The following is a 25072-nucleotide window of genomic DNA, read 5'->3' on the forward strand; positions in this document are numbered from 1 at the left end:
TATTATATCATTACTCTGCTTCAACAATCATAGCGGCAATTTCTGCTTCAGCGACGCGGATATTTTCTACTTCTGCAACACACAAAAAACGCCTCATCCCAGATCTCTTTTTTAAAAGCTGAACACGAATCCTCAGCTGATCACCAGGCATAACAGGTTTACGAAATTTTGCATTATCAACAGTCATAAGATAAACTAAATTTGTTTGCTTATCTCCTAAATTTAAAAGCGCAATTGCTCCTGCTGTCTGTGCCATAGCCTCCAAAATTAAAACCCCAGGCATAACTGGCTTTGCAGGAAAATGTCCGGTAAAATGTGGCTCATTAATTGTTACATTTTTAATACCAACAGCTTCTTGCTCACCGTCAATCCCAACTATACGATCAATTAATAAAAATGGATACCTATGCGGTAATATTGACAGTAACTTTTCAATATCTATAGCTTCCAAGCTTTTCGTTTCTTCAGTGCTGATCATATTAGCCTCTTTCCTTTTTGACCTTGCCAATATTACGCAACGCCGCTACTTCACGAAACCACTGTTTAAATGGTTGGGCTGGAACTCCCCCCCATTTTTCACCATCCGGTATATCATTCATAACACCACTACCAGCAGCAATCTGAACACATTTTCCTATTATAATATGATCAGCAACCCCAACACTTCCGCCAAGCTGAGACATATCACCTATAATCGTGCTACCAGCAATTCCACACTGAGCAGCAATGAGGCAACAACGACCAATTTTAACATTGTGAGCAATCTGAACTAAATTATCAATTTTGCTTCCTTCGCCAATAATGGTATCTTCAAATGTTCCTCGATCAATTGTTGTATTCGCACCAATTTCCACACCATCCTCGATAATAACACGACCAAGCTGTGGAATTTTTTCAATTCCAGAAACACTACCAACATAACCAAAACCATCTTGCCCAATACAAGCACCAGGATACAGCTGAACCCTATTACCTATTAAAGAATACTGGACCGTGACCTTGGGTGCAATATAGCATTCATGCCCAATACGACAATTTTCACCAATAACAGCAGTGGATGAAATAAGAGTTCCAGAACCAATCTCAACATTTCTACCAATAACAGCCCCCGCTTCAATACATACATCAGATGCAAACTTAGCACTTGGATGAATATGTGCATGTGGCGAAATCTCCCTCTTTCCAAGCCACGGTATTGGCTTGACAGAATCAGGAAATAAGATACGAGCAATCTGAGCAAAATCACGCTGGGGTGTGGAAGTTACCAAAATAGCCATTGATTGAGGAACTTTAAAAACAATTTCATTCGTACAAAAAACGGCAACTGCAGAACTTTCTAATAAAGCATCAGAAAACTTTCGATGTTCCACAAAAACAAGAGCCCCCTCCCCAGCGCTCTCAAGTGAAGAGAGAGTATTTATAACTGTGTTAGAAAACTCTGGATTAAGAAGTTTCGCACCTGTTAACTCTGCAACATTTGCAACTGTCAACCGCCGAGACGGCGTAAAGAAAAACGTATCCGCCATTAAAATACTTTCTCTCAGCCCAACCTATTCTCTTCAAAGTTTTTCATTAAAAAATCTAAATCAGAACTTCGTAGAAATACCAAAATTAAATTGCTGCAGACGATCGCCTTCTTGCTTTGTTATCGGCCAAGCATAATCAAAACGTAGCGGACCAAAAGGCGAATCCCACATCAAACTAACACCTGCAGACGATCGCCATGCACTTTTAATATTTGTAACCGGTGTTTCTCCTTGAAATACAGGTTTATAATTATTACCAAAAAGCGTTGCAGCATCAGCAAATAAAGCACCGCGAAATCCGAATCCTTCAGGAACAATAGGTATAGGAAACTGTACTTCAGCAGTTGCATTTATATACGTCGTTCCCCCTAAGAAATAAACTTCACCCTTATTAGAAATCTGACGTGGACCTATACCATTGTACTTGAAACCACGAATCATATCAGTATTGACTTTAAACATATCGAAGATACGAATACCCTCTTCGCCCATTTCGTGGATATAACCACCACCAACAGAAAACAAACCAACAATATCCATACGATCAGAAAGCGTCTTGTACATCATCGCCTTACCAGTCGTCTTCAAAAATTTTGCATTACCCCCAAGTCCAGCATACTCCTGAAGAACACGCGCATATAATCCATCATGTGGATTTTTCATATCATCAATAGTATTATAGGTTAGACCATAACTAATTGATGAACGCTTCCAAGGGCTATGGATCGCAGCTTGAACGATCGCACCTGAATATTTCTCATAGAGTTCTTTTATGTCATTCTCTTTGGTTAAGTCATAATCTCCGCCAAAATCATATTCTTCTTGTACATAAGAATAAGCTAAATTAGCAGACAATTGATCATTGATCGGCACCCCAAACCGAAGTGAGCCGCCCGTCTGTCGTACATCATATGCTTTATCAGCACGGTATGTATTACGGAAAAGATCAATACCAGCAGATAAATGATAACCCAAGAAATAAGGATCAACAAACGACAAGTTGTAATTACGGGATTTTTCTTGCCCTGCTCCTAACCCCAGACGAACATACTGTCCACGCCCTCCTAGATTGCGCTCAGTAACAGAAACCTCAAGAGACATACCAGGGCTCGTACCACCAGTTGTATATCCTCCAGAAAAAGAAAGATCTCCTGTTGGAGCCTCCACAACATCTATCACTAAGATAATTTGGTCAGACTGATCCGTCGGAACCATTGAAATATTAACGGCTTTGAAAAAACCTAAACCTTCTAAACGACGTCTCGCCCGTTGCACTAAGGTCTGATTATAAGCATCGCCTTCATTTAATTCAAGCTCACGGCGAATGATGTAATCACGTGTCTTTTCATTGCCACGAATATCAATGCGCTTAACATAAGCACGCGGACCTTGTTCAATGTTATACAGTATCGAAATTGTATGATTTGCCAAATTACGATTTCCACGTGGCTCAATTTTAGCAAAAGCATATCCCGAATCAGCAGCCTTATTATTAAGCATAGCAACAGATTGCTCAATATTTTGTGCATTATAAACGTCACCTGCCCGTGTTTTAAGTATTCCCTTCATAGATTGAACATCAACACCATCGATATCGCTTTCAATCTGAACATCACTAATTTTATAACGCACACCTTCATCAAGAAGGAAATCAATTGTATATGAATTGTTCGCTGCATCAAAAGTTGCTTTAGAAGAAATTACACGAAAATCCGCATAACCGTGATTATAGTAAAAACGACGGAGCGCTTCTTCATCAGCAGCCAAACGTTCTTCACTGTAAACATCACCGCTCATTAATAAGGAGAATACCCCTGAAGGTTTTGTTGAAATCACATCACGCAGACGACGGCTACCAAAAGCACTATTCCCCTTAAAGGTAATACCACTAATCTTTAGCTTCCGGCCTTCAACGATATTAAATACCACATTAACACGCCCTTTACCCAGATTAATGGTTTGTACTGTCACAGTGACATTATTACGACCAACGGTTTTATAAGCCTCACGAATCACTTTAATGTCATCTGAGAGCTTAGCAGAATTGAAAGGCTCATTCGGTTTTAAAGAAATAAACCTTTTAAGATCAGGATCTTTAAGAGATTTATTCCCTTGAAACAATATCTGATTCACTACTTCATATTCTTTAACAAAAACAACCAATTTATCGCCTACTTGATTTATTTTAACATCATAAAATAAACCTAACCCGAAAAGACGCTTCACTGCTGCATCGACATCACTACTAAAAAAATTCTTTCCAACTTTAATGTCTATATTGTCACGAATGGCTTGAGCTCCTACAAATTTATTCCCGTGAACTTCAATAGAGCGGACTACAGATGCCTGCACTTCTTCAACCATCGCAATGGACATAAAGGCCGTTACTGGAATAACCATCCCCATACCTAATGCCAATATAGATACTGCACTTAAAAACTTTGAACTCGTAGTCATTGGATCTTTACCTTAATATTATTATTTGGATACGATGCCTCAAAAAGCTAATTGTCATAACAACTCTTTTGTTCTCAACGAGACCTTCCACCTCTTAATTACTAATTATAGCGTACCATGCCACAATATTTTGTGTACATGGTAAACAGCTTTTAACCCAATATTTCCCCACTATTACCTAATTTGTAAAATGTTTTCTATAATTTAATTAGCTAAACCAACAAAAATAATCATTTAAAAAAACAAAAGCCATAAATAACAAAACAATAAAAAAACCGAAACGAAAAATAATTTCCTGAATTTTAACTGGAACTGGTCGCCCAGTAAAAGCTTCAATGACATGCAAAAGTAAATGCCCACCATCAAGCGGCGGAATTGGGAAAAGATTAATAAGCCCAATACCAATGGAAAGAAAAGCTGCAAAATTCAACAAAGAAAGAAAACCTGTTTCACTAATTTGCCAAGCAATTTTAACAGTTTTAGAAGGTCCACTTAAGTGATTCATAAAAAAAACTGTTTGAATAACAATAAACGTTGCACGCTCTGACGCTTCTCTTATAGCTCCCCAAAAACCATAGCGAATATGTTTGATATAAGCTGGATCCAAACGTGCAGGATTGTTGGGATCAACAGGAACACCTACACCTATCATTGTGCTCCGAACCAGATTGCCAAAACCATCATCCCGCTCGCTCACTGTTGGTGTAATTACTATCGTAAAGACTTTTCCCATGCGCTCTATTTTAAACTCTATAGGCTCTCCACCATGAAAAGACACATAATTTTTTAGATCTTCAAAGCTTTCAACTCTTCGACCATTCATTTCAATAAAACGGTCACCGCGTATTAAACCAGAGTGAATAGCAGGAGAATCCTCTTCCAAAGAACCAACAACAGGTTCAATTACAAAACGACCATAAATAAAGAAAAAAAAGGTAAAAATAATAACGGTAAAAAAGATATTGAATAAAGGACCTGCAAAAACAGTTGCTGCTTTTTTCCATGCATGAGCACTGGCAAATGATCCGTCAATAATGGAAGGTGATGGCGATGATGGCACTCCCGTTCTTTCTTCCTCCCCAATAAATTTTACATATCCTCCCAAAGGAATAAGCGCTAAACGCCAATGTGTACCATGCTTATCTATATAGCCCATTATTTGTGGTCCGAATCCAAGCGAAAAAACAGATGCCTTAATACCACACCATCGTCCAATGAGATAATGACCAGCTTCATGCACAAAAATGATAATCATAACAACGAAAAAAATACTCAAACCTCTTAAAAGCAAATCGCCTACAGCAATGATATGATTTAAAAGTTCCAAGATATCTTCTCCTCATTAAGCCATACCAAAAAGATTAAAAGGTGTATTCATATCAGATATACACGAACCAATTAAATAAAGAAGAAAAGCCGCCCCTATTAGCCCATCCATACGATCCATAAATCCACCATGTCCAGGCAATAAAGAGCTAGAATCCTTAACAGAAAACTGCCTTTTTAACCATGACTGCCCCAAATCACTTATTTGTGAAACAATTGATAAAACCAGAGCAAGTAATGGCACAAAAAATTCTGCTAAACTTATGTCAAACGAATAAAAAGAAATCAATATGCCGCCAGAAACCCCAACAAATGTACCACCAATCGCTCCTGCCCATGTTTTATTAGGAGAAAATTTTGGTGCTAATTTAGGGCCACCAAATGTACGCCCACTAAAATATCCGGCAATATCTGTGCCCCACACTATCGTAAATAAAAAAACAACAACCCAGAAGCCTAGCCTCTCATCTCCCCGTAAAAAGCATAAAGCTACAACCGGAAAAGATGCATATAAAAAACCAAAAAAAACCCAAAAACTTTTCCTTATAGGTCCAATAGCCAACAGTGCCGCTAAAGTTGTCAAAACACAAAAAATCAATGAAGAAGATACATTTAATATCAACAAGGAACCAAAAAACAAATAAAATATAGCCGCTAATATTTTTTGAGAAATACACCACTTCTCCTTGGTGATACTTATCCACTCATAAAGAATAAAACCACCAATAACCCATACAAACACAAAAAATAAAACTCCCCCAAGCCATGTTAAAAGCAAAGTGATAATGCCAAAAATTAAAGCAGTCAGAATACGAGAAACAAGATTAGACAAAATAACATCCAAACAATAAAAATAGAAAATACAAACTCAAAAACTGATACAAGTAAAAAACCTATCATCCATCATTTCTACATTTGTACCTTCGGAAATTTTTTCTACAAATTAACATAAACGATTCAGTATACAATATGACACATACAAAACCAAAAACCAGTGACAACAGCTTTACAAAAGCTTGCTCATCAAAATTTATTCCCCCCAAATGCATCTTCCAATATTATAATGATTGTAAAAATGAGAAAAATGTTATTCACTTTTTAGGTGAATCATGAAACTTAAATACGATATCCTCTTTTTATAAAATCGTTTTTCTACTAAACAATTCCGCACCTGCCAAAAAAGCTAAAAGCTGTAAAACACACATTGTATAAAACTATAATGATTTTATCTCTTCCGCTGCACCCTCATAATGAGAAAAAATAGAAAGATTAATGCTTCACCCTTTGCATCACTTCTCCCCTCCCTAAATTTCCCTTAGAACATTGAAACAGATTATCATAATGATAAAAAAATTCTTAGCACACAGCGCAATAAGATTACATTGAACAAAAACCTTCTTTATCACTTCATCCAATAAACTACCTAAAAAGATAACCTTATAATGTGCAAACAAAATTCAAAAATCCCCTAACACTTTCAATCAATCCCGCCATATTATGCAATATGGCAACTATCGACCCCATTGCTGCACACCCTACATGAAGAGCACGCACTCTCTCCTTCTGAACCATAATAATAGAACTCTCTCCACAATACGCATATACTTTGCTTTTTTAACAATGAAAGCGTCTTAAACGTGCATAATTTCAGATTCTTTTACAGCTAAAATCTTATCAATGTCCACAATAGTCTCATCTGTGAGTTTTTGAACTTTTTCAGATAAGCCATGCGCCTCATCTTGACTAATTTCACCTTCTTTTTCTAATTTCTTCAAATTATCCATACCATCTCGGCGAACATGGCGGGCCGCAACTCGTGCCTGTTCTGCATATTGATGCGCAATTTTAACAAGTTCTTTACGACGCTCTTCATTCAATTCCGGTAAAGGTATACGTAAATTCATACCATCCGTGATAGGATTTAAACCAAGACCAGAATCGCGAATAGCACGCTCTACAGCTCCTACCATTGTTTTATCCCAGACAGACACCGAAAGCATACGCGGTTCTGGAACAGAAATATTTGCAACTTGATTTATATGTACAACAGAACCATAAGCTTCAACTGTTAATGGCTCTAATAAGCTGGAAGATGCTCGCCCAGTTCGCAAACCACCTAATTCATGCTTAAAAGCCAAAATAGCACCATCCATACGACGTTTCAGATCATCCATAATCGATGTAACACTCATATTTCTGTCTCCTTTAATTACGCCTTAAAGATTATCTTTATTTTGATACAATTGTAAACCGTCCTGTCCCATTCAATACTTTGGCTAAACCACCTTTCTCATGAATAGAGTACACAATGATAGGTACATTATTTTCGCGCGCTAAAGTGACTGCTGTTGTGTCCATAATAGATAACCCCCGCTGTAAAATCTCGGCATGCGTTAATTGATCAAAACGCTGAGCCGTAGGATCTATCTTTGGATCTGCAGAATAAATACCATCTACTTGGGTTCCTTTCAGAAGAACATCTGCACCAATTTCTGCTGCACGTAAAGTAGCAGCAGAATCCGTAGTAAAAAATGGATTACCTGTACCACCTGCAAAAATAACGACTTTTCCTTGATTCATATAACCTATTGCTTTACGCTGTGAAAAACTCTCACAAATTTGTGGCATAGAAATCGCAGACAATACAACTGTTTCAACTCCTAATTTAGTCAATGATGTTCGCAATGCTAAAGAATTAATAGCAGTAGCAAGCATTCCCATATGATCACCCGTTACACGATCCCCACCTCGTGAAGCAACAGCAACTCCACGAAAAATATTACCTCCACCTATAACAATAGCAATTTCTATCCCCATCGTTCGCACTTCAGCAATATCAGCCGCAATACGATCTGCAACGGAAACATCGATTCCAAAGCTCTGCCCTCCCATCAGGGACTCACCAGAAACTTTTAAAAGAATACGCTTGTACTGAAGTGCTGATGTCATTGATAATCTCCCCAAAAGCACATTTACTTTCGCTTTCGATACCACTAAGGGCACCACTTTATACGTGACGCCCTCTCAATAATTACAAGTTTTTTCCTCATTAGATTTCATAATCAATGAGAAATTTTAAATTTCTGATCAATAGTTTTAATAACTACCCCTTTGCAGCAGCCGCAACTTCTGCTGCAAAATCAGATTCTTCCTTTTCCACACCCTCACCCAATGTAAAACGAACAAAACCGGTGATCTTTGCTGGTGCACCAATCGATTTTTCTGCATCCTTTAAAGCTGCTTCAACAGTAATATCAGGATTCATAACAAAAGCCTGAGATAACAAAACAACTTCTTCATAAAATTTACGCATACGTCCTTCTACCATTTTCTCAATGATATTTTCAGGCTTTCCAGACTGACGTGCTTGATCAGAAAAAATTGCTCTCTCACGCTCAACCACACTGGCCTCAACATCTTCTGCCGTTAGTGCCAATGGATTGGTTGCTGCAACATGCATTGCAACCTGCCGACCAAAAGCAACAGCAGCCTCTTTATTTCCGACCGTTTCAATAGCAACCAAAACACCAAGTTTTCCAAGCCCCTCAGAAACAGCATTGTGTATATAAGTAGCAACAATACCATCCTCAACAGAGAGCTTAACAGAACGACGAAATGTCATATTTTCGCCAATTGTAGCAATCGCATCTTTGATTGTTTCCTCTACAGTCTTTTCCGAATTAGGATAATAAGATGCTGAAACAGATTCAACATCTCCTTGTGTCCCTAAAGCAGCTTTCGCCACATTACGTACAATATCTTGGAATGCGTCATTGCGGGCAACAAAATCTGTTTCAGAGTTAATCTCAACTAAAACTGCGCTTAAATCTTTTGATCCAACACCAATTAATCCTTCAGCTGCTATGCGACCAGCCTTTTTATCTGCCTTGGCTATTCCCTTTTTACGAAGCCAATCAATTGCAGCTTTCATATCACCATTGGTTTCAGACAAAGCAGCCTTGCAGTCCATCATACCAGCGCCTGATAATTCTCGAAGTTCTTTTACTTGTGCAGCAGTGATGCTCATATTTGCCTCTTTGTTTCATAACGGTGAAAGCGTGCAAAAAACACGCACGCCCATAACTTCTTCTTTAAAAAACAAATGCCCTAACAAGGCACTTTAAAATTATTATTCAGAAGCTGGAACTGCATTTTCTAAAACAAGCTCCACAGGAGCATCAGCTTGTGCTCCTAAATCAATACCCATTGCACCCTGCTGACGAGCAATACCATCAAGAGCTGCACGGGCAACAAGATCACAATAAAGAGAAATTGCACGCGAAGCATCATCATTACCTGGTATAGGATGATCGATGTTATCAGGATCACAATTGGTATCAATAACAGCAATAACCGGAATACCTAAACGCTTCGCTTCTTGGATTGCAATATTTTCTTTATTTGTATCGATAATAAATATAAGATCTGGAACAGATCCCATATCTTTAATACCACCAAGCGCACGATTGAGTTTTTCGCGATCACGCTCGAGGTTTAAACGTTCTTTTTTAGTAAAGCCCTGAGCTTCAGCTGCAAGAATTTTATCAAGCTTACGCAAACGGTGTATTGAATGGGAAATCGTTTTCCAGTTCGTCAGCATACCTCCGAGCCAACGCGCATTGACATAATATTGTGCTGAACGATTCGCAGCATCAGCAATAATATCAGATGCCTGCCGTTTAGTACCCACAAAGAGAATACGACCACCACGTGCAACCGTATCTGAAACAAGCTTAAGTGCCTGATGCAAAAGTGGAACAGTCTGCGCAAGATCAATAATATGAATATTATTACGCTGGCCATAAATATAAGGAGTCATCTTTGGATTCCAGCGATGAGTCTGGTGACCAAAATGCACACCTGCTTCTAAAAGCTGGTGCATAGTGAAATCTGGTAGTGCCATAGTCTATTATCCTTTCCGGTTCAACCTCCGCGGAAAAAGTAGAAAAACCTACTACCGGCGGACGTCTGCTAAGGTTTTCTTGCAAACACCCAAACTCCGCGTGTGGAATAATACAAACATACTAATATTTGATTCATTTTCAAGTTATTTTATACAATCATTTAATGTTTACATTGATCATGATGCTTTTCAAGCTCAAAGAGGTCAAGACTCTTTAGTTTTGCTCGCAATGAAAAATTTCCATAATCCACATGGAGGTTACGCATAACACCATTTTCATGTAAGAGAAAGTTTGTACGATAAATAGGCAAACCATCTTTCTTCTCTATATCATCAAAATAAGAAATTGTAATAGGCCAATATTCATCTTCACCCAATTTTCCCATTATTTTCGTTTCATCATCAGATATTTTTGTTTTTTTCTCTCCAATGACAATACTTTCTTTTGTAACTCTGTCTGCTTTACCTGTTCCATCAAATACAGTCATGTAGTAAAAATGATGCCCTGTTTTTGCATGCCGGATAATATTCTTCAGTTGCATAACTGGAAAATCAGCCATTGTAAGCTTATATTTTCTCTCCTTTGGCTTTTTCAGTTTTACTATAATCCCATCTTGAGTACGTTCCGCCATCCCTTCAGAACTACGTGCAACTTCTTGCCCAACCTGATCCGTAACACTAAAATGAAATGTACGACTATCGCCTGTTTCATAACTTGTCGTCTGTTGATCCGTTAAGCGCTCCGGCATATCTTCAAAATGAGCACGAGTGATAAAACGGAAACGTGTAGTATAACCCCGACATACTGAACCACTAAGCTCATAAACCATTCGCCCAGTCATTCCTAAAATTGCCATTTCATTAGAAGAACTATCAAGCTGAAAATCATAAACTGCTCGATGAGGCGCAAGAAAAATAGATTCCTCAGCTTTTGCATTCCATAAAGAAAAAACATATAAAACTATGACAAATAACGATCTCAACATTCTCAACTTCCAACTCTATTCCAACTGCATATCATCATATAACAAAGTAAAAAAGGCGAGCCTCTCAATTAACCACACATTTCCTTAAATAGAAAAATAGTTTATGCAAGATGTATGTATTATGGAACAGCTAAGGAATTAAATTATGACCAATTCAATTGAAAACAACCTAAAAAATCTCGGAATTACTCTTCCTGAAGCAACCCAGCCCATCGCTAATTACGTAACAGCTTCACAAAGTGGAAACCAACTTTTTATTTCTGGACAGCTCCCTCTTTACGATGGAAAACCAATAGCAACGGGTAAAGTTGGTGCAACAGTTAGCGCTGAAGAAGCAAAAAAAGCAGCTGAAGTCTGTGCTCTCAATATCCTTGCACAAATCAAAGCATTTCTCGGTGATTTAAAGGACATAAAACGTGTGGTAAAAATGACTGTCTTTGTCGCTGTAGATCCTCATTTTACCGATATCCCTCTTGTCGCCAATGGAGCATCTGATCTACTTACCCATATCCTTGGAGACGCTGGAAAACACGCCCGTTCTGCTGTTGGAGTCACTTCTCTTCCTATGAATGTTCCAGTAGAAATTGAAGCCATCATAGAAATTTAAATCCTTCAGAAAAAACAGCAAAAAGCAAAATGCATGAAAGGAAATATCTGTATGAAACCAACTTATGACACCAACAATATTTTTGCTCAATTGATTCGTAATGAAATTCCTTCTGTTCGTGTCTACGAAGACAATGATGTCATTGCATTTATGGATATTATGCCCCAAGCACTAGGACATACATTGGTTATTCCTCGAAAAGGTTCCCGAAACCTCCTCGACGCTGATACTGAAACATTGTTTCCACTTATTAAAGCCGTCCAAAAAATTGCTAATGCAGTCAAAAAAGCCTTTCAGGCAGATGGTGTAACAATCATGCAGTTTAATGAAGCTGCAAGTCAGCAAAGCGTTTACCATCTCCATTTTCACGTAATACCACGTATGGAAGGTGTAGAGCTTTCTCCTCATAATAACACTATAACACCTCCAGAAATACTGGAAGAGCATGCAAAAAAAATCCGAGCAGCTCTTTAAAACATCCTTAAGTAGCTGAGCTTTTTTTCCTTACACGCCTTTTTGCAAAAGGTGTTGTTGTGTTACCCTTGGAATAAGCAGAAACATCAGAAGATGAAAATTTTAACTGCAAACCCTCTTTTCCCTCGTGGGGTTTGTATGTCAAGACCCGAACAATACCACCTCTACGCAACTTTCCGAATAAAATTTCATCAGCTAATGGCTTCTTAATATGCTCTTGTATAACACGACTCAATGGGCGGGCACCCATTTGAGCGTCGTATCCTTTTCTGGAAAGCCAGACCATAGCAGAAGGACTTAATTCAAAACAAATTCCCCGATCTGCCAATTGTGCTTCAAGCTGAAAAATAAACTTTTGTACAATTTGACTGATGATTAACTGAGATAAAGGAGCAAATGGAATAATTGCATCTAACCGATTACGAAATTCCGGCGTAAAAAGCCGATTAATCGCCTCTATGTCATCGCCATCACGACGTACTTTACCAAACCCGATAGCTGACTTCGCCATATCTGAAGCACCAGCATTGGTTGTCATAATTAAAATGATATTGCGGAAATCAATTTTTTTGCCATTATGGTCTGTGAGCTTACCATAATCCATCACCTGCAATAAAATATTAAACAACTCTGGATGTGCCTTCTCGATCTCATCCAGCAATAAAACTGCATGAGGCTTCTGATCCACAGCATCCGTAAGGAGACCACCTTGATCAAACCCTACATAACCCGGAGGAGCCCCTATTAAGCGTGCTACTGTATGCCGCTCCATATATTCTGACATATCAAAACGTAATAGCTCAACACCTAAAAAAGAAGCCAATTGTTTTACAACTTCCGTTTTTCCTACACCTGTCGGCCCTGAAAATAAATAACTTCCTATTGGTTTATCTGATTCGCGAAGCCCTGCGCGCGCTAATTTAATGGATGAAACTAACGCTGAAATTGCTTGATCTTGCCCGTAAATAACACGTTTGAGCTCTTTTTCAAGATTATTCAAAACTTTTTGATCATCTACAGAAACTGTCTTTTGTGGAATCCTTGCCATAGTAGCAATAGTTGCCTCAATTTCTTTGATACCTATACTCTTTTTTCGCTGTTTTTTTGGCAAAATTTTCTGCGCCGCACCACTTTCATCAACAACATCAATTGCTTTATCAGGTAATCGACGATCAACCATATACCGTGAAGATAATTCTACAGATGCCATCATCGCCTCATCAGTATATTTAATCTGATGAAAATCTTCAAAATAAGGCTTCAGCCCCTGTAAAATCTTAATCGTATCATCAATAGAAGGCTCATTCACATCAACCTTCTGGAAGCGGCGCTCCAAAGCACGATCTTGTTCAAAAATTTTGCGATATTCTCTGTAAGTAGTCGATCCAATGCATCGAATAATTCTAGAAGATAATGCAGGTTTTAAAAGATTTGCCGCATCCATATTTCCACCCAACGTAGCCCCTGCTCCAATCAAAGTATGAATTTCATCAATAAATAAAATAGCACTTGGATACTGCTCAAATTCTTTAATAATTTGCTTTAACCGTTCTTCAAAATCACCGCGATAGCGTGTACCAGCAACAAGCCCTCCCATATCAAGGGACAATATCGTTGCATTTGACAACACTTCAGGCACCTGCCCATCCACAATACGTTTTGCCAACCCTTCAACAATCGCTGTCTTCCCAACTCCAGGATCACCAATCAAAAGCGGATTGTTTTTTGATCTTCTACATAAAATCTGAATCATACGTGAAATTTCCATTTCACGACCAATTAATAAATCAATTTTTCCATTGCGTGCTTTGCAATTAAGATCAACACAATAAGCAGTCAGTGCACTCGTTACTTTTTCACCATTATCTGAAATCTGCTGATCCAGTTGCTCTTCAAGATCCTCAAGTAACATGGATAATCCATCATCACATGTAATACCATGTGAAATAAAACGCACAGCATCATAGCGTGTCATTCCCATCTCTTGGAGAAAATATGCCGCATGACTTTCTCGTTCAGAAAAAATTGCAATGAGAACATTTGCTCCTGACACTTCGTTTTTCCCAGCTGATTGTGCATGAATGACTGCACGCTGAATAACACGTTGGAAAAAAGCTGTCGGTTTTGTATCTTCATCAACTCTAAGCTGTGTATCCAATTCCGATTGGATATAGTTGGTTAAGCGTTCTCGTAATTTTTCTACATCCACCTGACAAGCCTGAATGACTGAATTTGCATCAATATCATCTAACAAAGCAAGAAGAAGATGCTCTAATGTTGCATATTCATTCCGTGCTTGAGTAGCAATTGTCAATGCGCGATGCAAAACTTCTTCAAGACTAGGTGTAAAAGACGGCATAATCCCTCACTTCCATTCCATGACACATTGTAATGGATGTTCATTTTTACGTGCACATTTTCTAACTTCTATAACTTTCATTTCAGCAATTTCATAATTGTAAACTCCACATTCACCTACCCCATTGTGATGAACATTTAACATGATATGTGTTGCTTCTTCGAAACTTTTTTTGAAAATTTTTTTCAAAACAAAAACAACAAAATCCATAGGTGTATAATCATCATTCAGTAAAAATACCCGATATAGCCTAGGTTTTTTCAGTTTTGATCTTACCTTGGGCATTATAATGGCATCATACTGATTATTGTCCCAATTCTTGCCTTTTTTATCATGCAGAGTATAGAATGTAGAGTTTTTTAGGAGCTTTTGTACCATTTTTATTTCCTATGCAGTCCATTTTTCATTAATCTTAAGTTTTTCCATAACTATTGCAATGCATGTTTGTGTAAAAAAGAAAACTCTTTCTTAAGATGAAATCAAATATGGCAATGCACAAAATAATTTCTGTAAACAAATTGGTAATATCATTTGTCTAAACTGTATCAACAAGCTGCGAAAAAAAGACCTTTACAAAAAGTTTTTTCAGGTAAATTAAATGGAGAAATAGGATACCACAAGTGTATATTAACTGCCAAAAAATTGTATGTTGCTACAAAAAATTAGCAATAGCTCTTGTTATTTTTGCTCTTTCTTACTCTTGGGCATTAGCTACTCCTCAAGGGGCCTATCCTGATAAGTACGCAGCTATCGTTATAGATGCTAATACAGGAAAGACCTTATTTCAAGCCAACGCAACTCTAAAACGTTACCCTGCTTCTTTGACGAAAATGATGACGTTGTACATACTTTTTGACGCTATGCATATGCGTCGTGTAACACCAAACACGCCGATCCCTATCTCAAATTATGCCGCATCACGCCCACCAACAAAAATCGGGCTTAAGGCAGGACAAACAATTTCTGCAGAGGCAGCAGCTAAAGCACTTATTACAAAATCAGCAAATGATGTTGCTACTGCTATTGCTGAGTATCTTGGAGGTAATGAAAAAAAATTCGCTCAAATGATGACAGCAAAAGCTCGAAAGCTTGGCATGAGAAATACACATTTTGCAAATGCTTCAGGTCTACCAGATGTACGCAATTATTCCACAGCACAAGATATGGCAACTTTATCATTGGCCCTACGTAAACATTTCCCACAACAATATAAGCTATTCAAAACAACAAGTTTTACTTTTCGTGGACAAATAATCAATAGCCATAATAAATTAGTTAAAACTATGAAGGGTGTTGATGGAATTAAAACGGGTTACACACAAATGTCAGGTTCTAATTTAGCAACTTCGATGCGTGTTGAAGGCCGTTCTATTGTTGCTGTTGTTATGGGGGGAAAATCACCTACTGCACGCGATGAACATATGGCCAGCTTATTAAACCAATATTTACCAAAAGCAAGCCATATGAAAAGTGGTGAACGTCTCATAGCTGCTGCACACTACAACTTACCTACAGGCGCCAATACTCCTATACCGATCGTTAAAGCTAATACAACCAACTCAGATGACGAAGTTTCCGCTATATTGACGGCATTTGCAGAACAACCTAAAAATTCTAATATAGCAATAGCTGCTGTCAACCAAGCGATTATACCAATCCCTAATCCTCAGAAAGCTATACCCGTTAAAATTGATAAAATCATTTCAGCATCTTTGTCCACAAATGCGGGATGGGCTATTCAAATTGGTTCTCTTCCTGATAAAGAAAAAGCAAAAACTCTGCTTTTAAAAGCAAAAAATTCTGCCTATTCAGCTTTGAAACAAGCATCTTCACGTATGCAACTTTTTGAAAAAAATGGACGTCACTACTATCGTGCGCGATTTATAGGTTTTCAATCAAAAAAAGCTGCATTCAATGCTTGTTCAACGTTAAAGAAAGCAAATTTTAACTGCTATACTGTAGCCTATTAGAAGTTTTTGAATTCTGCGTTAAGGATAGTATCATGTTACATAATGTTCTTGCTTCATCTCCTGAAAAAGAAAAACTCTTGAAGCAATCATCTCTTCTTTCATTGCGTTCTCTTCACAATGCTGTAACAAAACTCTCTGGCTTAAAACATACACCTGTTACACTAGACACACAGTCTCTCGTTAATCTTCTTATTTGCCAAACAATTCGCAATCGTCGTTTAGCAACACCTCCTGTACGCATTCACTTACGCGTTGCAAGCCAAACGGGTAATGTACCTATTAAAATCCGTCTTGGTGCAACAAATGTTTAATTTTATAAGGCATCTTTGCAAGAATTGTTTTCTTTACAAAAGCATTTACACTTTGCTACAATCTTAAAAAAATAAACATCCCAACTGAACACAAATCTTCTACATTAGATATTATCGTGAATATTTTTATGAAGAAAATCCTGTTTCCCTATACCTAATCCTCTTGGGGAACTTACGCATTGTATAAAATTGCTAGTGTGTTGTTTTCTAAATTTGTGTTTTTGCAAAATATAAAGCAATTTTAAAATACAATTGTCTAGAGATTGCTTTAAAGGCTTTTAAAAATCATAAATCTGAACCAAAGAGTGATGATAAAATAATATCTATTTTACCTTAACAAGATATCGCATTGACCGCGAGCCCAGCTTTACTTGTTTCTTTATAGCGATCACTCATATCATGACCAGTCTGGCGCATTGTTTCTATACAAGCATCAAGAGAAACAAAATGATCACCATTTCCATGCAAGGCAAGAGAAGAAGCTGTTACTGCTTTAACAGCTCCCATTGCATTGCGCTCAATACAAGGAACCTGCACGAGACCAGCAACTGGATCACACGTCATTCCTAAATGATGCTCAAGCGCAATCTCTGCTGCATTTTCAATCTGACTTGGCGTACCACCCAATGCTGCTGTTAACCCTGCAGCTGCCATCGAAGATGCTGTTCCAACTTCTCCCTGACAACCAACTTCTGCACCAGAGATCGAAGCATTGTATTTTATGACACCACCAATAGCTGCCGCTGTCAATAAAAAATTATGTATTCCCTCTCGATCCGAAGAATCATTAAACTGAAGATAATAACGCAAAACCGCAGGAACAACACCAGCAGCACCATTCGTTGGCGCTGTAACAACACGGCCACCAGCAGCATTTTCCTCATTCACCGCTATGGCATACACAGAAAGCCAATCATTTGCTAAGAGTGGGTAATTATGATTTTTCTTTCGATTTTCTAAAAGCTTTTCGTGCAACTTTTTAGCACGCCTTGGAATACGCAATCCACCTGGTAATTCACCTTCTTGTGAAAGTCCTCTATCAATACAATTTGTCATAGCAGCAAAAATTTCATCAAGCCCCCTATTAAGAGAAGAACGCTCCATCTTTGTTTCTTCATTTATACGCTTCATTTCAGCAATTGAAAGCCCTGATTTTTCCGCCATTGATAACATTTTATGTGCAGAATCAAAGGGGTACGGCACATCATATGTTTCTGATTGTATATCATTACTCATACAATTTAATTCATCCTCAGTCACAACAAAACCACCACCGATAGAATAATAAATCCGTCGCAAAAGAACATTGCCACTCGCATCAAGTCCTTCAAATGCAAGCCCATTTGCATGTCCAGGCAGGATTGTATTTCGTTCAAAAATAAGGTCACTTTGCCAATCAAAATGATAAGCTGGATGACCTTCTGGCTGCACTTTTTTTTCACGTGCAACCTTTTCTAATAAAATGCCCATGCAATCAGGATTAATAGTAGAGGCTTTTTCTCCCAAAAGCCCTAAGACAACAGCTCTATCTGTAGCATGACCAATACCTGTAAAAGCTAAAGAACCATGAAGATAAACACGTATATGAGAAATTTCAGTATGAAACGACAGAGAAAATTTGTGTGCAATAATCTCTTGTAAAAACATATTCGCAGCCGTCATCGGGCCCATAGTGTGTGAGCTAGAAGGGCCAATACCAATTTTAAAAAGTTCAAAAACAGATAAAAACACACATCACCTCAAAACTAAAATAGTTTGAGTATACGTCTTTTTACTGCTCTTGTCTCATTTAAAATCAAATTGCAAGATAAGCTAAAAAAATGATAGCAATAAAAACGAACGTTGCTCGCCGTGCCACCACCCAGCACTTTCTTTCTATAGCGCTTTCCATAGACAACCTTTGAAAAATTGATAGTGACCCACAAATAATCACTCTACTTAATGTCCCAAACGTAGTAAAATAAGTGTTAATATGCAATATAAAAATATCATAAGAATAAGAAGATCCCACCGAAATATTTTTCATACTTATACAAAACGTACAAAATTTTCTATTGGTTCGCGCTCTGTTTCAAAATTGTTTTCTGGAGCATTCACATCACGATAACCAAGCGCCATACCACAAATAATGCACCTATCAGAAGGCACTGATAAAAGTGTACGAATTTGTTTATGATAATCAGCAAAAGCTGCTTGAGGACAGGTATCTAATCCAAATCCGCGCGCTGCCAACATAATGGTCTGCATAAACATGCCTAAATCAAGCCAGCTCCCTATTTCCATGTCATGATCCATTGTGAATAAAAGTCCTACAGGTGCCCCAAAAAATAAAAAATTCCGTGCCTTTTGGTAAAGTATTTTTTCCTGTTCACCTTTTTGAATTCCAAGACTCTTATAAAGATCTAAACCAACTTTTCGACGCCTTGAAAGATAAGGCTCACGCCACTGACGTGGATAATAATGATATTCACGCTCTCCTTTTACACCTGAAAGAGCAAGTTGTGAGAGCTCTTCTCCTATTTGCTGCAATATTTTTCCTGTGAGAACAATCACTTGCCACGGCTGAAGATTTGTTCCTGATGGTGCGCGCGCTGCAAACTTTAAAATTTCCTTGATTGTTTCCTGTGGAACAGGCTGATCAGAAAAAGCACGAACTGATTTTCGTGATAGAATAGATTGGAAGATATCAAGAGAAGAATTCGTCATTATTTTTACTTTCTCTTTATAGAAAAATGGATTTTATCACCGTTTTTTGCGCATTCAAAGCCAGTCTATTGTTACAAAAGCCACCATCCTTTTTTTATTGACTCTTCCTCTGCTGAAACGTTTCCACATTCTATTGCCTTTCAATAATTGTTCATTAAAAACTAACATAATCTCCTCTGTTAAGAGAAAGACCATTATCAACAATGATTAAATGAAATAAACTGTAGAATTAACGATTAACGCCTAATTCAGCTAAACTTTCAAAAAAATTCTCCTCAATACATTCTAAATCATGCAAAAGATCATCAATATCGCGCTGCATTTGTTTTAAATCAGCACGCTTTTTATTAATACCTGCAATTAATTCTTTAAGTTTTTTTTCATCATCAGGTGGATTTCTAGCCATAGTCAACATATCAGATATTTCAGATAAGGAGAATTTGACTCTTTTGGCACGTAGTATTTGTTTTAATTTATGACGATCCATTTGCGTATAAAGTCGTACGCCCCCACGTCGGATAGGTACAAGAAGTCCCTCTTCTTCATAATATCGCAGAGTCCGAGAAGTTATTGAAAATTCCCGTGTTAATTCGCCAATTGAATAATATCCGTACATTCTATCATTCTGTTTTCATTAATCAGCACATTATCAGAAATATATCTATCTTTTTAAAATTTTAGTTAGTATTTTACCTTATGCCTCTCTATATTTTTTATTATAGAGCAAGATAAATTTTTTAGTCATACAAACACTGCAAAATAAAAAATCTATAATGGCTTATTATGATGAATGCTCGAGGATTTATAGAAGATATCAATAAACATAAAAAACACAAATTTTTCCAAAAACATCATAACCATCTCTTTTGCAGACAATTTCTACCTTATTACATATCAGCAAAGCACACTTTTCTCATGCATCTTTCTATTTAAATGCACATTTTCTTCTCTGTACAGGTAAAAAACTTTATAATAATTTAATAAGAAAGGTTTGCGGCATAATAGCACAAAACGTAAATACAATGAACTACCACCGATACCCACATAATAATAGCTTTATAATTCTCATAGCTATATTTTTCAAAAAATATACTATTTCTGAATACTAAAATAAAAAACGCCCAGACTTCTTTCAGTTAGGCGTTTTTATATCATTGTCGACACGTATGTAAATTATTCAATAGTTGCGCTAACTGCCATATTTGTCAACATAGCTTTAGCCATCTCATTATCGCTAGATTTGCGCCGCTCATCCACAATCAAATCATCTCGCACTGTAGCAATACGCCGGATTTGAGCAATTGTACCACCTGTACCTGCAGGAATAAGACGACCAACAATAACATTCTCCTTAAGACCTTGCAAAGTATCAATTTTTCCAGAAACTGCTGCCTCAGTAAGCACCCGAGTTGTTTCCTGAAATGATGCTGCAGAAATAAAGGAAGGTGTCTGAAGAGATGCTTTTGTAATTCCAAGAAGGATAGGATTACCAGATGCTGGTCTCTTTCCTTCTGCAATCAAATTATCATTGATTTCATCCAATTCAATACGGTCAACATTATCACCTGGAATATAACCAGAATCACCAGATTCTGTAATTTCAACTTTTTGCAACATCTGACGAACAATCACTTCAATGTGCTTGTCATTAATCACAACACCTTGCAAACGATAAACTTCTTGAATTTCATTAACAAGATAAGATGCCAAAGCCTCAACACCCTTAATTGCCAAGATATCATGAGGTGCTGGATTACCATCAAGGATATAATCCCCTTTTTCAATCTGATCGCCTTCCTGAAAGTGAAATAACTTACCCTTTGGAATCAAATATTCTACTGGCTCCAGCGCTTCATCATTGGGTTCAATGACAATACGACGTTTATTCTTATAACCACGACCAAACCGAATTGTACCACTAACTTCAGCGATGATAGCATGATCCTTTGGACGCCGCGCCTCAAAAAGTTCAGCAACACGTGGCAAACCACCCGTAATATCTTTTGTCTTAGCACTTTCCATTGGCAAACGAGCGATAACATCACCCGCTTTTACATGAGAACCAGGCTCAACAGAAAGAATAGTTTCCACAGACATCATATAACGGGCTTCACCCCCCTTATACAATTTTGCAATGGTTTCACCTTTTTTATCTGTATGAATAATAATAGCCGGTTTTAACTCAGCACCACGTGGATTAGCACGCCAATCAATCACCAAACGTTTCGTAATTCCTGTAGATTCATCAGCTGTTTCAGTTACTGATAAACCATCCACCATATCTTCAAAGCCTACATAACCATCAACTTCAGTTATAATCGGACGTGTATAAGGATCCCATTCCGCTATACGCTGGCCACATTTAACAACATCACCATCATCAACAAAAATATGCGCACCATAACTAATGCGATGCACGACACGCTCTTTCCCAGACTCATCTTTGATAATAATAGCCATATTGCGTCCCATAACCACTAAATGGCCTTCAGAATTGCGAACCACATTGCGATTACGAATCTCTACTGTGCCCTCATATGATGCTTCTAAATGGGATGAATCAACAACCTGCGCTGTTCCTCCTAAATGGAAGGTCCGCATAGTAAGCTGTGTTCCTGGTTCGCCAATCGATTGCGCAGCAATAACACCAACTGCCTCACCCTGATTAACCGGTGTACCACGCGCCAAATCACGACCATAGCATTTAGCGCAAACACCAAGACGCGTTTCACATGTCAAAGCAGAGCGAATTTGAACAGACTGAATTCCAGCCTCTTCAACTTTCGCAACATCTGCCTCCTCAATCATCGCACCACCTTCAAGAATCACTTCACCAGAGATGGGATGCAGAATATCAACAAGCGCTGTACGACCAAGAATTCTTTGCCCAAGAGAAGCAACTATTTGCCCCGCATCAACTATCGGCTGCATAGTGAGACCCTTTGTAGTCCCACAATCAACTGCTGAAATAATAGCATCCTGTGCAACATCAACAAGACGTCGCGTAAGATAACCAGAGTTAGCAGTTTTTAACGCAGTATCAGCAAGCCCTTTCCGCGCACCGTGTGTTGAGTTGAAGTACTCGTTAACGGTGAGACCTTCCTTAAAGTTTGAAATAATCGGTGTCTCAATAATTTCACCAGATGGCTTTGCCATTAACCCACGCATACCAGCCAACTGCTTCATCTGATTAGCTGAACCACGCGCACCAGAATGTGACATCATATAGATCGAATTCATTTGCCGTTGGCGACCTGTCTTAGGATCAAATTCAACAGCCTGAATACGTTTCATCATTTCATCTGCAACACGGTCTGTGCATTTACCCCAAGCATCTACAACCTTATTATACTTTTCACCTTGCGTAATTAGACCATCATTATATTGCTGTTCATATTCTTTAGCCAAAGCTTCTGTTTCTGCAACCAAACGGGATTTGCTATCGGGGATAACCATATCGTCCTTACCGAATGAAATTCCCGCTCTACAAGCATGAGAAAATCCAAGTTGCATAATACGGTCACAGAAAATAACTGTCTCTTTTTGTCCACAATGCCGATAAACTTGATCAATCATTTTAGAAATGTTCTTCTTTGTCATTTCCTGATTAACAATATCAAATGAGATATTTGGATTTTTAGGTAATAGCTCCCCAATGATCAAACGACCAGGCGTTGTATCATAAAGTTTAGCAACTTTTTTCCCATCCTTATCCGTATTGTAAAAACGACCTTTAATCTTTGTATGAAGAGTTATCACCTTATTTTCCAAGGCGTGATGCAACTCACCTATATCAGCAAAAGCCATACCTTCTCCTGGTTCTTTTTCAGAAACAATTGAAAGATAGTAAAGACCAAGAACCATATCCTGTGACGGAACAATAATCGGTGTACCATTGGCCGGATGAAGAATATTATTGGTCGACATCATCAAAACACGGGCTTCAAGCTGTGCCTCAAGAGAAAGCGGAACGTGAACAGCCATCTGATCACCATCAAAATCTGCATTAAAAGCAGTACATACCAATGGATGAAGCTGTATAGCTTTCCCTTCAATCAAAACAGGCTCAAAAGCCTGAATCCCCAAACGGTGTAATGTCGGTGCACGATTCAATAAAACAGGATGTTCACGAATAACTTCATCCAAGATATCCCAAACCTCTGGATGCTCTTTTTCAACAAGCTTCTTTGCCTGCTTTACAGTTGATGAATACCCCTTCGCATCAAGTCGAGCATAAATAAATGGCTTAAATAATTCGAGAGCCATTTTTTTAGGAAGACCACATTGATGCAATTTTAATTCAGGACCTGTCACAATAACAGAACGGCCTGAGTAATCAACACGTTTCCCAAGTAAGTTTTGACGAAAACGCCCCTGCTTTCCCTTCAGCATATCTGACAGAGATTTTAATGGACGCTTATTCGCTCCAGTAATCACACGCCCACGGCGCCCATTGTCAAATAATGCATCAACAGCTTCTTGTACCATACGCTTTTCATTGCGTACAATAATTCCAGGAGCACGTAACTCAATCAGTCTCTTCAAGCGGTTATTACGGTTTATAACACGCCGATAAAGATCATTGAGATCCGACGTCGCAAAACGCCCTCCATCAAGTGGAACCAATGGACGTAAATCCGGTGGAATAACCGGAATCGTCTTCATAATCATCCATTCTGGTTTGTTGCCAGATTCAAGAAAATTTTCAACAATCTTAAGACGCTTAATCAGCTTTTTCTGTTTTAACTCAGAAGTTGTTTCAGATAATTCAAGACGCAAATCATTTGCGATTTTTTCTAACTCTAAACCAGCAAGAAGCTCGTATATAGCCTCTGCTCCAATCATGGCTGTAAAATGATCTTCTCCAAACTCATCAATAGCAAGCATATATTCTTCTTCAGAAAGAAGCTGATGGAGCTTAAGAGATGTTAATCCTGGTTCTGTAACAATATAATTCTCAAAATAGAGAACTCGCTCAATATCCTTTAAAGTCAAATCTAAAAGTGTAGAAATCCGACCTGGCAATGACTTCAGAAACCAAATATGTGCAACAGGTGCCGCAAGCTCAATATGCCCCATACGCTCACGACGTACGCGCGAAAGAGTAACTTCTACACCACATTTTTCACAAATAATTCCCTTATATTTCATACGCTTATATTTGCCGCAAAGACATTCATAGTCTTTAATGGGACCAAATATACGTGCGCAAAAAAGACCATCACGCTCTGGCTTAAAAGTCCTGTAATTAATAGTCTCAGGCTTCTTGATCTCACCATACGACCAAGACAAAATCTTCTCAGGACTCGCAATTGAAATACGAATAGAGTCAAATGTTTGTGCTGGCGCCTGAGGATTGAAAAGATTCATGACCTCGTGGTTCATGCCGTTCTCCTTCAAAGATTCTTAGAACCTGTTACAATAGCTCTTTAATTTTATCACAGATC

Annotated in this window: 20 protein-coding genes; 4 read left to right on the forward strand and 16 right to left on the reverse strand. The window is 38.1% G+C overall.

What is annotated here, in order from left to right:
* Positions 1-10: 10 nt before the first annotated feature.
* The 10 genes from fabZ to MCS_RS01235 form a co-directional block, all read right to left on the reverse strand.
* Positions 11-478 (reverse strand): 3-hydroxyacyl-ACP dehydratase FabZ, encoded by a 468-nt coding sequence (gene fabZ, locus MCS_RS01190; protein WP_004854598.1) that lies wholly within the window; start codon positions 476-478, stop codon positions 11-13.
* A gap of 1 nt (position 479) precedes the next feature.
* Positions 480-1526: a UDP-3-O-(3-hydroxymyristoyl)glucosamine N-acyltransferase gene (gene lpxD, locus MCS_RS01195; RefSeq protein WP_004854599.1), complete on the reverse strand. Its 1047-nt coding sequence runs from the start codon at positions 1524-1526 to the stop codon at positions 480-482.
* 60 nt (positions 1527-1586) lie between these two features.
* Positions 1587-3983, reverse strand: a complete 2397-nt coding sequence (gene bamA / locus MCS_RS01200; protein ID WP_004854601.1) for an outer membrane protein assembly factor BamA — start codon at positions 3981-3983, stop codon at positions 1587-1589.
* A 208-nt stretch (positions 3984-4191) separates the two neighbouring features.
* The gene (locus MCS_RS01205; protein WP_004854604.1) at positions 4192-5310 is read right to left on the reverse strand and encodes a M50 family metallopeptidase; all 1119 of its coding nucleotides are present in this window, start codon (positions 5308-5310) and stop codon (positions 4192-4194) included.
* A gap of 15 nt (positions 5311-5325) precedes the next feature.
* Positions 5326-6141, reverse strand: a complete 816-nt coding sequence (locus tag MCS_RS01210) for a phosphatidate cytidylyltransferase (RefSeq protein ID WP_004854606.1) — start codon at positions 6139-6141, stop codon at positions 5326-5328.
* Between the two features lie 799 nt (positions 6142-6940).
* Entirely contained in the window at positions 6941-7501 is a 561-nt protein-coding gene (gene frr / locus MCS_RS01215) for a ribosome recycling factor (protein WP_004854614.1), read from the reverse strand.
* A gap of 37 nt (positions 7502-7538) precedes the next feature.
* Positions 7539-8258 (reverse strand): UMP kinase, encoded by a 720-nt coding sequence (pyrH, locus tag MCS_RS01220; protein WP_004854616.1) that lies wholly within the window; start codon positions 8256-8258, stop codon positions 7539-7541.
* Positions 8259-8412: 154 nt separating this feature from the next.
* On the reverse strand, positions 8413-9336 hold the full coding sequence (tsf, locus tag MCS_RS01225) for a translation elongation factor Ts (RefSeq protein WP_004854618.1): 924 nt from the start codon (positions 9334-9336) through the stop codon (positions 8413-8415).
* A gap of 102 nt (positions 9337-9438) precedes the next feature.
* Entirely contained in the window at positions 9439-10212 is a 774-nt protein-coding gene (gene rpsB, locus MCS_RS01230; protein ID WP_004854620.1) for a 30S ribosomal protein S2, read from the reverse strand.
* 161 nt (positions 10213-10373) lie between these two features.
* Positions 10374-11198, reverse strand: a complete 825-nt coding sequence (locus MCS_RS01235; protein ID WP_004854621.1) for an EipB family protein — start codon at positions 11196-11198, stop codon at positions 10374-10376.
* 145 nt (positions 11199-11343) lie between these two features.
* Here MCS_RS01235 and MCS_RS01240 point away from each other — a divergent pair, with 145 nt between their 5' ends.
* Complete coding sequence (locus MCS_RS01240) at positions 11344-11805, forward strand: RidA family protein (RefSeq protein WP_004854622.1); 462 nt, start codon at positions 11344-11346, stop codon at positions 11803-11805.
* 51 nt (positions 11806-11856) lie between these two features.
* Positions 11857-12279, forward strand: a complete 423-nt coding sequence (locus MCS_RS01245; RefSeq protein ID WP_004854623.1) for an HIT family protein — start codon at positions 11857-11859, stop codon at positions 12277-12279.
* Positions 12280-12286: 7 nt separating this feature from the next.
* On the opposite strand, the gene clpA is transcribed toward MCS_RS01245, so the two are convergent.
* On the reverse strand, positions 12287-14638 hold the full coding sequence (gene clpA, locus MCS_RS01250; protein WP_004854624.1) for an ATP-dependent Clp protease ATP-binding subunit ClpA: 2352 nt from the start codon (positions 14636-14638) through the stop codon (positions 12287-12289).
* 6 nt (positions 14639-14644) lie between these two features.
* Positions 14645-15016, reverse strand: a complete 372-nt coding sequence (gene clpS, locus MCS_RS01255; protein WP_004854625.1) for an ATP-dependent Clp protease adapter ClpS — start codon at positions 15014-15016, stop codon at positions 14645-14647.
* A 242-nt stretch (positions 15017-15258) separates the two neighbouring features.
* Between clpS and MCS_RS01260 the strand changes: the two genes are divergently transcribed.
* Together MCS_RS01260 and MCS_RS01265 are read left to right on the forward strand one after the other, a co-directional pair.
* A complete protein-coding gene (locus MCS_RS01260) occupies positions 15259-16608 on the forward strand; it encodes a D-alanyl-D-alanine carboxypeptidase (RefSeq protein WP_004854626.1) in 1350 nt (449 codons plus the stop codon).
* Positions 16609-16640: 32 nt separating this feature from the next.
* Positions 16641-16919 (forward strand): hypothetical protein, encoded by a 279-nt coding sequence (locus MCS_RS01265; RefSeq protein WP_004854627.1) that lies wholly within the window; start codon positions 16641-16643, stop codon positions 16917-16919.
* A 333-nt stretch (positions 16920-17252) separates the two neighbouring features.
* Here MCS_RS01265 and MCS_RS01270 read toward each other — a convergent pair whose 3' ends face one another.
* The 4 genes from MCS_RS01270 to rpoC form a co-directional block, all read right to left on the reverse strand.
* The gene (locus tag MCS_RS01270) at positions 17253-18650 is read right to left on the reverse strand and encodes an L-serine ammonia-lyase (protein ID WP_004854628.1); all 1398 of its coding nucleotides are present in this window, start codon (positions 18648-18650) and stop codon (positions 17253-17255) included.
* A 297-nt stretch (positions 18651-18947) separates the two neighbouring features.
* Positions 18948-19625 (reverse strand): nitroreductase, encoded by a 678-nt coding sequence (locus MCS_RS01280; RefSeq protein WP_004854629.1) that lies wholly within the window; start codon positions 19623-19625, stop codon positions 18948-18950.
* A gap of 229 nt (positions 19626-19854) precedes the next feature.
* Entirely contained in the window at positions 19855-20241 is a 387-nt protein-coding gene (locus MCS_RS01285; protein WP_004854630.1) for a MerR family transcriptional regulator, read from the reverse strand.
* Positions 20242-20798: 557 nt separating this feature from the next.
* Complete coding sequence (gene rpoC / locus MCS_RS01290) at positions 20799-25010, reverse strand: DNA-directed RNA polymerase subunit beta' (RefSeq protein WP_004854631.1); 4212 nt, start codon at positions 25008-25010, stop codon at positions 20799-20801.
* Positions 25011-25072 lie beyond the last annotated feature (62 nt).

This window comes from Bartonella doshiae NCTC 12862 = ATCC 700133 (assembly GCF_000278155.1).
Lineage (GTDB): Bacteria > Pseudomonadota > Alphaproteobacteria > Rhizobiales > Rhizobiaceae > Bartonella > Bartonella doshiae.

Coding starts and splice junctions, on each gene's coding strand:
- fabZ (WP_004854598.1), bottom strand. CDS start 478: ATGATCAGCACTGAAGAAACGAAAAGCTTGGAAGCTATAGATATTGAA.
- lpxD (WP_004854599.1), bottom strand. CDS start 1,526: ATGGCGGATACGTTTTTCTTTACGCCGTCTCGGCGGTTGACAGTTGCA.
- bamA (WP_004854601.1), bottom strand. CDS start 3,983: ATGACTACGAGTTCAAAGTTTTTAAGTGCAGTATCTATATTGGCATTA.
- frr (WP_004854614.1), bottom strand. CDS start 7,501: ATGAGTGTTACATCGATTATGGATGATCTGAAACGTCGTATGGATGGT.
- pyrH (WP_004854616.1), bottom strand. CDS start 8,258: ATGACATCAGCACTTCAGTACAAGCGTATTCTTTTAAAAGTTTCTGGT.
- tsf (WP_004854618.1), bottom strand. CDS start 9,336: ATGAGCATCACTGCTGCACAAGTAAAAGAACTTCGAGAATTATCAGGC.
- rpsB (WP_004854620.1), bottom strand. CDS start 10,212: ATGGCACTACCAGATTTCACTATGCACCAGCTTTTAGAAGCAGGTGTG.
- MCS_RS01235 (WP_004854621.1), bottom strand. CDS start 11,198: ATGTTGAGATCGTTATTTGTCATAGTTTTATATGTTTTTTCTTTATGG.
- MCS_RS01240 (WP_004854622.1), top strand. CDS start 11,344: ATGACCAATTCAATTGAAAACAACCTAAAAAATCTCGGAATTACTCTT.
- MCS_RS01245 (WP_004854623.1), top strand. CDS start 11,857: ATGAAACCAACTTATGACACCAACAATATTTTTGCTCAATTGATTCGT.
- clpA (WP_004854624.1), bottom strand. CDS start 14,638: ATGCCGTCTTTTACACCTAGTCTTGAAGAAGTTTTGCATCGCGCATTG.
- clpS (WP_004854625.1), bottom strand. CDS start 15,016: ATGGTACAAAAGCTCCTAAAAAACTCTACATTCTATACTCTGCATGAT.
- MCS_RS01265 (WP_004854627.1), top strand. CDS start 16,641: ATGTTACATAATGTTCTTGCTTCATCTCCTGAAAAAGAAAAACTCTTG.
- MCS_RS01280 (WP_004854629.1), bottom strand. CDS start 19,625: ATGACGAATTCTTCTCTTGATATCTTCCAATCTATTCTATCACGAAAA.
- MCS_RS01285 (WP_004854630.1), bottom strand. CDS start 20,241: ATGTACGGATATTATTCAATTGGCGAATTAACACGGGAATTTTCAATA.
- rpoC (WP_004854631.1), bottom strand. CDS start 25,010: ATGAACCACGAGGTCATGAATCTTTTCAATCCTCAGGCGCCAGCACAA.